Origin of the sequence: Streptomyces sp. MBT65 (assembly GCF_016612545.1) — a bacterium.
Lineage (GTDB): Bacteria > Actinomycetota > Actinomycetes > Streptomycetales > Streptomycetaceae > Streptomyces.
The window spans coordinates 1-9719 of record NZ_JAENRY010000348.1; the positions used below are offsets into that span (position 1 = coordinate 1).

At 69.6% G+C, this 9719-nt stretch carries 6 protein-coding genes and 1 pseudogene; 4 read left to right on the forward strand and 3 right to left on the reverse strand.

What is annotated here, in order from left to right; all coding sequences use genetic code 11:
* Positions 1–362 (reverse strand): annotated as a pseudogene (locus tag JHN63_RS53425) (ATP-binding protein); the annotation flags it as partial.
* Positions 363–1533: 1171 nt separating this feature from the next.
* Here JHN63_RS53425 and JHN63_RS43815 point away from each other — a divergent pair.
* From JHN63_RS43815 to JHN63_RS43825, 3 genes are all read left to right on the forward strand, one after another.
* Positions 1534–2883: a transaminase gene (locus JHN63_RS43815; RefSeq protein WP_200690712.1), complete on the forward strand. Its 1350-nt coding sequence runs from the start codon at positions 1534–1536 to the stop codon at positions 2881–2883.
* A 23-nt stretch (positions 2884–2906) separates the two neighbouring features.
* Positions 2907–3347 (forward strand): Lrp/AsnC family transcriptional regulator, encoded by a 441-nt coding sequence (locus tag JHN63_RS43820; protein WP_200690713.1) that lies wholly within the window; start codon positions 2907–2909, stop codon positions 3345–3347.
* A 94-nt stretch (positions 3348–3441) separates the two neighbouring features.
* Positions 3442–5691 (forward strand): MMPL family transporter, encoded by a 2250-nt coding sequence (locus JHN63_RS43825; protein WP_200690714.1) that lies wholly within the window; start codon positions 3442–3444, stop codon positions 5689–5691.
* A 3-nt stretch (positions 5692–5694) separates the two neighbouring features.
* Here JHN63_RS43825 and JHN63_RS43830 read toward each other — a convergent pair whose 3' ends face one another.
* Positions 5695–6792 (reverse strand): PP2C family protein-serine/threonine phosphatase, encoded by a 1098-nt coding sequence (locus JHN63_RS43830; protein ID WP_200690716.1) that lies wholly within the window; start codon positions 6790–6792, stop codon positions 5695–5697.
* Between the two features lie 205 nt (positions 6793–6997).
* Between JHN63_RS43830 and JHN63_RS43835 the strand changes: the two genes are divergently transcribed.
* A complete protein-coding gene (locus tag JHN63_RS43835) occupies positions 6998–8533 on the forward strand; it encodes a DUF4331 domain-containing protein (protein WP_200690715.1) in 1536 nt (511 codons plus the stop codon).
* 50 nt (positions 8534–8583) lie between these two features.
* Here JHN63_RS43835 and JHN63_RS43840 read toward each other — a convergent pair.
* On the reverse strand, positions 8584–9719 hold a 1136-nt coding region (locus tag JHN63_RS43840; protein ID WP_234478597.1), incomplete at its 5' end, for a beta-1,3-glucanase family protein.

Sequence of the window (9719 nt, forward strand, 5' to 3'; positions counted from 1 at the left end):
TGCACGTGCTCCAGGTTGACCACGACCTCGGTGTCCGGGGCGGAGTGCCGCAGCGCGTTGTCGACGAGTTCGGCGACGATGATCGCGACCGGTTCGACGGCGTGCGAGACGAGCGCGGTGCCGGCTTCGAGATGGTTGTGCACCCGCACGCGGTGGTAACCGGCGAGCCGGGCCTGCCCGCCGGTGACGGCCTCGACGAGGTGCGACTCCTCACGCGCGAGCCCGACCCACGCACCACAGACCACGGCCGCGACCTGCGCACGGCGCAGCGACTGCTCGTTCTCGTGGTCCAGGGCGAACAGGGTCTGCGTCAACTCCGGGTCGTCGTAACGCTGTTGGAGCGAGCGCAGGGCGTCCTGCAAGCGGTNGGGCGGCGGCCGGGATCCGCTGCCCCGCCAGATGCTCGACCTCGGCCGCCAACGCGGCCTGCACGCCGTCCAGTCGGGACCGTAGCTCGGCGATCTCCTCGCGTTGCAGGGCGCGTTGACGCCGCGACCGCAGCAGCCCGGCACCGAGCGCCAGCGCGGACAGCGTGCCGGCGGCGAGAGCGCCGGTCACCAGGTCCGGTAATTCGATCATCGAATCGATTCCAAGTGGAGTCGGGCAGGGCTGAGTTCGGGCCCTCAGGCGGGGCGCCCGGAGCACAGTACACACCGTCATCGACCGCTCTCGCACGGTGTCACAGGACTTCCCTCCGAAACTGACCGGCCTCTGTTCGCTTCTGCGCCAAGTGTCTGAAATGGCATGTGGGGAAAGAGAGTTGAGCCGTCAGGGTCGGGCATCGCGCACGGAGGGGTAGCGGTGTGACGGGCGTCGCGCGCTGGCCGGGACGGCATCGAGGAGCGCGCGGCCGGTCTCCTTCCACCGGAGGTCCAGGCCTACTTCCGCTGAGGCGCGGGGCGGGGTCTCAGCGTGGCCGAGGCCCTCGGGCAGGCGTCGGCAGGCAGTGGAGCGCTCGGCCGCGTGGCAGAAGGCCGCGGGCCGGTGTCGGAAGGTGGCTGTGGTCCAGGGCGGCCCGCCGGCGGATGGTCGGGCCCAGGGGCGGGTGCTGGCGGGTGGCTGAAGTCCGCGAGCAGGCGCCAGCGTGCGACCGGGCTCACGGGCAGGTGCCGGCAGATGGCCGGAGCCTTGGGACGGGAACTGGCGGGCGGTTGGAGTACACGGTCAGGTACCGACGGGTGACCAAGCCCTCTGGGCACTTGCCGACTGGCGGCCGAAGTTCGCGGTAAGGCGATGGCACGCGGCCCAAGTCCACGGCCAGTCGTCGGCAGCCGACCAAGGCCCACGGGCAGGCATCGGCCGGCGGCTGGAGTCCACTGGTAGGCGATGGCGCGCGGCTCAAGTCCACGATCAGGCCCCGCCGGCCGGCCAAGACCCGCGGGCACGCGCCGGCAGTCGACCAACGTCCACAGTCAGAGCCACTCCGCACGAATCAATCGCCAAAACACGCGATTCAGCGGGTATCCCTTGCCCTCGCACCCCTTTCAGCCCTACCGTCCAAACATTCCATCGCCCACGTCACCGAGGTACCCCATGGACCGCACGCGCCTACAGGACCTGCTCGCCCGCGAGAGTGCCGAGGCCGAGCGGGGCAACCCGCGGTCGAAGGCTGCCTATGCCCGTGCCGAGCATCTGTTCGGGCGGGTGCCGATGACCTGGATGAACAAGACCGCCGGAGCCTTCCCCCGCTACCTCGACACCGCCCGCGGCGCCCGTGTCACCGACATCGACGGGCACGAGTACATCGACTTCAGCCTCGGGGACACCGGAGCGATGGCCGGGCACTCGCCCGCCGTCGTCGCGGAGGCGGTGCGGCGGCGGTTCGCCGAGCAGGGCGGTGCCACGGCGATGCTGCCCACCGAGGACGCCGAGTGGGTCGGCGCCGAACTCACCCGCCGCTTCGGGCTCGCCCGCTGGAGTTTCTCGCTCACCGCGACCGACGCCAACCGCTGGGCGATCCGGCTGGCCAGAGCCATCACCGACCGGCCCAAGATCCTGGTGAACAGTTACAGCTACCACGGGAGTGTCGACGAGTCGCTCATCGTCGTCGGGCCGGACGGCCACGGCACCGCCCGCCCCGGCAACGTCGGCGCCCCCTGCGACGTCACGCTCACCAGCCGCGTCGCCGAGTTCAACGATCCGGCCCAGCTGGAACGGGAGTTGGCGCACGGAGACGTCGCCGCCGTCCTCATGGAACCCGCGCTCACCAACATCGGCATCGTGCTCCCCGAGCCCGGCTACCTGGCCGCCGTACGCGAACTGACCAGGAAACACGGCACGTTGCTCATCATCGACGAGACCCACACCTTTTCCGCCGGACCCGGCGGCTGTACCGCCGCCTGGGACCTCGAACCCGATCTGCTCACCATCGGCAAGGCGATCGGCGGAGGCATCCCGGCCGGTGCCTACGGCCTCTCCGTCGAACTCGCCGACCGGCTGCTCGGCCGCGCCGACCTGGACCTCGTCGACATGGGCGGGGTCGGCGGCACCCTCGCCGGCAACGCGCTCTCCGTCGCAGCGATGCGCGCCACACTCGAACACGTCCTGACCGACGGGGCGTTCGCCCACATGACGAAGCTGTCCGAACGCTTCGCGGCCGGTGTGCAGCAGGGCATCGACGCCCACGCGCTGCCCTGGACGGTGAGCCGTCTCGGCGCCCGCAGCGAGTACCGTTTCGCGTCCCCGGCACCCCGCACCGGAACCGAGTCCGAGGCGGCCGGTGACCCTGAGCTGGAGGACTTCCTCCACCTCTACCTCGCCAACCGGGGCATCCTGCTCACCCCGTTCCACAGCATGGCGCTGATGTGCCCCGACACGACCGAGCGGGACGTCGACACCCACACCCGGGTCTTCGCCGACGCGCTCGCCGAACTGGCACGCTGATAAGAGGAGTTGGGAACAAGTACGTGGACGACATCGACCGGGCCATCCTGCGCGAGCTGCAGACCGACGGACGTATCGCCTACGCCGACCTCGGACCGAAGGTCGGTCTGTCCGCGTCGGCCGCCCGGCAACGGCTCCAACGCCTCTTGGATTCCAAGGCCGTTCAGGTCGTCGGGGTGACCGACCCGATGGCCATGGGCGGCCAGGCCATGGCCATGCTCGGCATCGAGGTGGACGGCGACCCGCGCGCGGTAGCCGACGAACTCGCCCTGCGCGACGAGGTGGTGTACTCCGTGCTCACCTCCGGCGGCTTCGATCTGTTCGCCGAGGTGGTCACCCCCGGGCCGCGCGACCTGCTCGACTTCGTCAACGACGTCGTGCGGCCGATCGAGGGCGTCAGGAGCGTCCGGTCGTTCCCGTACTTCGGCATCCACACCCACCGGTTCCTGTGGGACGTGGGATGACCGCGGGCTGAGCGCGGGCCCGAGATGCCGTAGTGATCCCGTGGGCGTCTAATAGGGATGTCGGAAATGTCCCCTGGCGGAAAAGGCCGAGGTCATGACGCCCACGGATTCCAGTGCAGGGGGCAGCAGCGGGGCCGCAGCCAAGGGAGTGCTGCGGCGGCTGGGGGAGTGGTGCGCCCGCCACTTCGTGATCGTCATCGTCGCCTGGCTCGTCGCGCTGGCCGCGCTCCAGGTCCTCAACAGGTCCTTCGGCGGCGACTATTCGGACGACTTCTCGCTCAACGGCGTACAGTCCCACCACGGTCAGCAGGTCCTGAAGGAACACGATCCGGCGGCCGGGGGCTACGGCAGCCAGATCGTCCTCCACGACAAGGACAAACAGCTCACCACGCTGAGCTCGCAGATGTCCGAGACGGTCGGCGACCTGCAGAAACTCCCGCACGTCCTGTCGGTGCAGAACCCGCTGCCACAGCCCGGAGCGCAGCCACCGACGTCCACCGGCCCGAACGTGGGACCCCTGTCCTCCGACGCGAAGACCGGCTACATCACCATCCGCTTCGACGTGCAGCCGTCCACCCTCGGCGACGGCTACCTCCACGGCGTCGACAACTCCGTCAAGCCGCTGCGCGCGGCCGGCGCCCAGGTCGAGTACGGCGGACCGCTCGGCGAACTCGCCCGGCCCGCCGCCGACGACAAGGTCAGCGAACTCATCGGCTTCGCCGTGGCGATCGTCGTCCTGCTGGTCGGCTTCGGCAGTGTGATCGCCGCCGCGATGCCCCTGGTGACCGCGCTGATCAGTGTGATCGGCGGACTCGCCTGCCTCGGACTGCTGGCCGCGGCGTTCACCTTCGCGACGGTGTCACCGACCCTCGCCACGATGATCGGCATCGGCGTCGGCATCGACTACGCCCTGTTCCTGATCACCCGTCACCGGCAGAACCTCATGAACGGCAGTGATCCCGTGCGCGCCGCCGGACAGGCCACCGCCACCAGCGGCCGGGCCGTCCTCGTCTCCGGCTGCACCGTGATCATCGCGCTCGCCGGACTGTTCGTGTCCGGTGTGCCCTTCATCGGGAAACTCGGCCTCGCCGCCGCCGTGACGGTCGTGTCGGCGGTCATCGGCGCGCTCACCCTCGTACCCGCCCTGCTCGGGCTCATCGGGAAACGGATCGACCGCTACCGGGTGCGCCGCCCGGTCGCCGAGACCGACGCCGAGCCGGGCACCGAACCCACGGGCACCTGGCACCGCTACGCACAGCGCGTGGAACACCGGCCGTGGACCTTCCTCGCGGCAGGTGTCGCCGCAGTCGTCGTCCTCGCCATCCCGGTCTTCTCGATCCAGCTCGGCCACATCGGCGACGGCGCCGACCCCACCTCGTTCACCGACCGGCGCGCCTACGACCTGATGACCGACGCCTTCGGCCCCGGCTCCAACGGCCCGCTGACCATCGTCATCGACCAGACGGGCGTCCCGTCCTCCCAGCGCCAGGACCTCACCACCCAGGCCCAGAAGACCCTCGACGGGGTCCAGGGCGCCGCCAAGGTCACCCCGCTGACGACCACCAAGGACGGGGACGTGCTCGTCGGCACCGTCTACTCGAAGCAGTCCCCGCAGAGCGCGAGCACCACCGACCTCACCAACCGCCTCGTCCACGACACCCTCCCCGAGGCGGTCTCCGGCACCTCCGCCAGGGGCTACGTCACCGGCACCACGGCCGCGCAGGTCGACTTCCGCGACATCGTGTCGAGCCGGCTGCCGCTGATCATCGGCGTGGTCGTCGCGCTCGCCTTCCTGATCATCCTCGCCGTCTTCCGCGGCCTCCTCGTAGCCCTCAAGGCCGCCGTCCTCAACGTGCTCTCGATCGCGGCCTCCTACGGCGTCGTCGTCGCCGTCTTCCAATGGGGCTGGGGCGGCCCGTCGTTGGGCGTCGCCGGCAAGGTCCCCATCGAGAGCTACGTCCCGATGATGATGTTCGCGATCATCTTCGGTCTGAGCATGGACTACGAGATCTTCCTGCTCTCCCGCGTCCACGAGGCCTGGCTGCGCACCGGGGACGCCGAGGCGTCCGTCGCCCACGCCCTGGAGATCACCGCGCGTGTCATCACCTGTGCCGCGCTGATCATGGTCAGCGTCTTCGCGGCCTTCGTCCTCAGCGACAACATCGTGGTCAAGATGCTCGGCCTCGGCCTGGCCGTCAGCGTGCTGATCGACGCCACGGTCGTACGACTGCTGATGGTGCCCGCGGTCATGACCCTGCTGGGGCGGCACGCCTGGTGGACACCCCGTTTCCTGGAACGGATCCTGCCGCACATCGACGCGGAGGGGGAGCACGAGGGGGCGTGAGCGTCAGACGCCGGGTGTCAGGACGAGCATGGTGACGTCGTCCCGGATCTCCTCCGAGTGCCGCAGCACATCGGCCCACACCCGCTCCGGCAGGTCGGCACGGTCGCCGTTCGACAGCGCGGCCAGCCGGTCGGTGAACGGGTAGAAGACGCCGGTCGCGTCCCGTGCCTCCCACACCCCGTCGGAGGCCAGGAACAGCCGGTCCCCGGGCAGCAGCGGCACATCGACACCACCGAGCGGACCCGAATCCACCAATCCGAGCCCGAGCGGGGTCCACGGCACGAGGTCGATCTCCGTGACCCGCCCCGCGCGCAGCAGCACCGGAGCAGGATGCCCGCAGGCCACGATCCGCACGGCCCGCGCGTCCGCCGCGAACTCCAGCAGCACGGCCGTGGCGAACAGCTCCGCGTGCGGCGACCGCGCGGAGTCCACCACGAGCCTGCGGTCGAGCCGCGCGGCGACCGATTCGAGGTCCGGCCGGTCCAGCACCGCCTCCCGGAACGCCCCCAGCAAGGAGGCCACGGTCGCGACCGCCGACAACCCGTGCCCCTGCACATCGCCCATCACCGCCCGCACCCCGTACGGCCCCTCCCGAACGTCGAAGAAGTCCCCGCCGACCAGCGTCCCGCGCTGCGCCGCCCGGTACAGCCCCGCACACCCCACCGGCCCCACCCGCGCCGGCAACGGCGGCACCACGGCCCGCTGCGCGGCCTCGGCGACCGTGCGCTCCAGATCGAGCTGGGCGTCGCGACGACTCCGTACGAAGGAGATGAACACACTCAGCAACGCTACGAAGCAGATCGTCAGCAGATCCGTACTGCCCGGATCATTGAGGTGAAAGGCCGGCACGGTCAGCAGCGCGACACTGAGGCCGCCGAAGAGCACGGTCGCCAGCGGTCCGTACGACAGCCCGGCCAGCGGCGGGATGGCGCCCAGCACGAACCCGATGTCAAGGGAGTGCGGGCTCACCAGCGTCGCCACACCCACCCCGCCGACCAGCAGGCCCGGCAGCACCCGCACCCACATCGGAGCGGGCGCGCCCCGAAGCCAGCCACGCCGGGCCGGCTCCCGGTTCCGGCGCGCCACCAGACCCCGCACCATTCCCACACCACCACGCTCCTACGACGGGACCGGCCCCGCACGCCGAACGCCCCGCAGGCCGAGCGCCGTCCGCCGATCCGGAATTCGAGATCAATCCGGAGATCAACTGAAAGATCGGTCAGATCGGCCAATATTCACCAATCCGCACGGGGTGGCCGCTCCGAATCCCCAAGCGTCAGGGAATTTGGCATGGAGGACGGACGGTATGACACCAATCGCCAGGAGCGGTGCGCGGCGCAGGAGCCTCGCGACCCTCGTAGCAGGTGCGCTGGCCGCCGGGGGACTCGCAGCCGCCGGCATGACCACGCTGGAACCGGGGGCGGCTTCCGCCTCCAGTCACCGGGAGGCCCCGCTGATCTCGGGGCAGCCCAAGTACGACAACACGGACGTGTACGCCTTCGTCAGCCCGGACGATCCGGAGACGACGACGATCGTCGCGAACTGGATCCCGTTCGAGGACCCGGCGGGCGGTCCGAACTTCTACACGTTCGCGGACGACGCCCAGTACGACATCCACATCGACAACAACGGTGACGCACAAGGTGAGTTGCTGCTGCGCTACACCTTCAGGACGCACACGAAGAACAAGAAGACGTTCCTCTACAACACGGGCCCGGTCACCAGCCTGGACGACCCGGACCTGAACATCACGCAGACCTACGACATCGACCTGCTCAAGCTGCACAACCAGAGCCTTGTGTCGAAGACCAAGCTCGCCGACGACATACCCGTGGCTCCGTCCGACGTCGGCAAGGCGTCGATGCCGGACTACAGCACGCTGCGCCGGCAGGCAGTGCGCCAACTCGCCGACGGAGGGCGGACGTTCGCCGGTCAGGCGGACGACCCGTTCTTCCTGGACCTGCGTGTCTTCGACCTGCTCTACGGCGGCAATCTGAGCGAGGTCGGCAACGACACGCTCAAGGGCTACAACGTCAACTCGATCGCCCTGCAACTGCCCACCGACATGATCACCGAGTCGAAGCGGCAGCCGGTCGTCGGTATCTGGTCGACCACCCAACGAATGAACGCCCAGGGGAACTTCGAGCAGGTCTCACGGCTGGGCAACCCGCTGGTCAACGAGGTCGTCAACCCACTGAAGGACAAGGACAAGTTCAACGCGTCCTCGCCGTGGAACGACGGCCAGTTCCTGAAGAACGTGACCAACCCGGAACTGCCGAAGCTCATGGAGGCCGTCTACAAGATCAAGGCTCCCGCGGAACCCCGCAACGATCTCGTCGACGTCTTCCTCAAGGGCGTCAAGGGCCTCAACCAACCGCCGAACGTGCGACCGGCGGAGATGCTGCGCCTGAACACCTCGATCAAGCCGACCGCCGACCCGAAACGGCTCGGTGTCCTCGACGGCGACAACGCGGGCTTCCCGAACGGGCGTCGGCTCACCGATGACGTCGTGGACATCTCGCTCCAGGTCGTCGAGGGCGAACTCGTCGGCGCCAAGAACGACTTGGGGGACGCGGTCGACGCCAACGACCGGAAGTTCGGCGACTCCTTCCCCTACCTGGCCGAGCCCGTCGCCGGATCGCGAGGCCCGCTCGCGAAGGGCACAGCCGGTGGCAACAGCGTCCGCGACCAGGTGGGCGACGCCCTTCAGCCGGCAGGTTCGGCGGGCGGTACGCGCGACACCGGCCTGATCGCCGCGTCGGCGGCCTCGGGCGCGGCGGGCATCCTGCTGATCGGCGCGGGTCTGGCGTGGTGGCGCCGGCGCACGCACCGGCCGAACTGACCGGCGCGGAACGGGAGAGGGCGGGGGCCGCGCTCCCGCCCTCTCCGGCTTCAGAACGGCGTGAGCGTCAGCCGTATCCCCGTCGGTGCCGTGTCCTGGACATACGACGCGAAGTCCGCCACGTCGTCGAAGGCGAAGCCGTACGCCTTGCCGTCGGCGGTGGCCGCGTGGACCGCCTTCGCGTAGTGGTTCGTGAGGTCGGTGCGGTAGAACTCCGAGGCGGCGGTGGTCGGTTGGGCCGGGTCCGACAGGAGCGTGGAGCGGTTGAAGCCCGCGCCGAGCACGGCAGCGACCGGGCCCGTGGTGCCGTCGTTCGGGGCGGCCAGGTTGCCGTCGCAGAACAGCACGTCACGCGTCGACGGCTTGGCGAACGAGACGGATGCCGGTCCGGTGAAGGCGAACCGGTCGGCGCGCACCCGCCCGGTGAAGGCGCCCGCGTTCGTGGTGACGGTGAGGTCCTTGCCGGTGTAGGTGCTCCACACCTCGTCGATGTACGGCGCGAAGTAGTCGGCGGTGAACAGGCCCGCGTCCAGTCCGTGTCCCGGCGCGATCACCCGTGTGTCGGCCACGATCAGCGGGGCGAACGCCTCGACCTGACGTACCGCGTCGAACACGGACGTCCGCCCGCCGTCGCGCAGGGTGCCCGTCGTCTGGTCCTGCGCGCCCGTCAGCCGGATGCTCAACGGCACGCTGAACATGTCGACCATCGTCGTGTTGCAGAACATGCCCGCCGTGTTGTGCGTGAACTCGGCGCAGTCGTGCAGGACTTGGTAGTTGGGGTCGGACGTCACCCAGCCGGCCGGATACTGGAGTGCCGGGTTGCCGTTGCCGTCCGCCACGGCCTTGAACCTGAGCTTCGCGCCGAGCGACACATAGATGCGGCCCGACAGGTACGGGAGCGGAATCGTCGTCTCCGCACCGGAGCCGAGGCTGATCGCGTAGTCGGTGAATCCGTCCGCGCCGTTGTCCGAGAGCGCGATCGGCGCGAGTGTGCCGTCCGGAGTGACCCGAACCTGCTTGCCGTCCACGTTCCCGACGATGTAGACGTGAACGTTCGCGTTGTCGAACGAGCCGCTGTTGTTGACCAGTGTCAACGGGAGGGCACCCGCCTGATCGGCGCTGGTCTCCAGGGACTTGGTGTCCGCGAGGGCATGCGGTGCAAGCGCCGCGAGTGCGGGAGCGGCCA

Coding starts and splice junctions, on each gene's coding strand:
- JHN63_RS43835 (WP_200690715.1), top strand. CDS start 6,998: ATGACACCAATCGCCAGGAGCGGTGCGCGGCGCAGGAGCCTCGCGACC.
- JHN63_RS43830 (WP_200690716.1), bottom strand. CDS start 6,792: ATGGTGCGGGGTCTGGTGGCGCGCCGGAACCGGGAGCCGGCCCGGCGT.
- JHN63_RS43815 (WP_200690712.1), top strand. CDS start 1,534: ATGGACCGCACGCGCCTACAGGACCTGCTCGCCCGCGAGAGTGCCGAG.
- JHN63_RS43825 (WP_200690714.1), top strand. CDS start 3,442: ATGACGCCCACGGATTCCAGTGCAGGGGGCAGCAGCGGGGCCGCAGCC.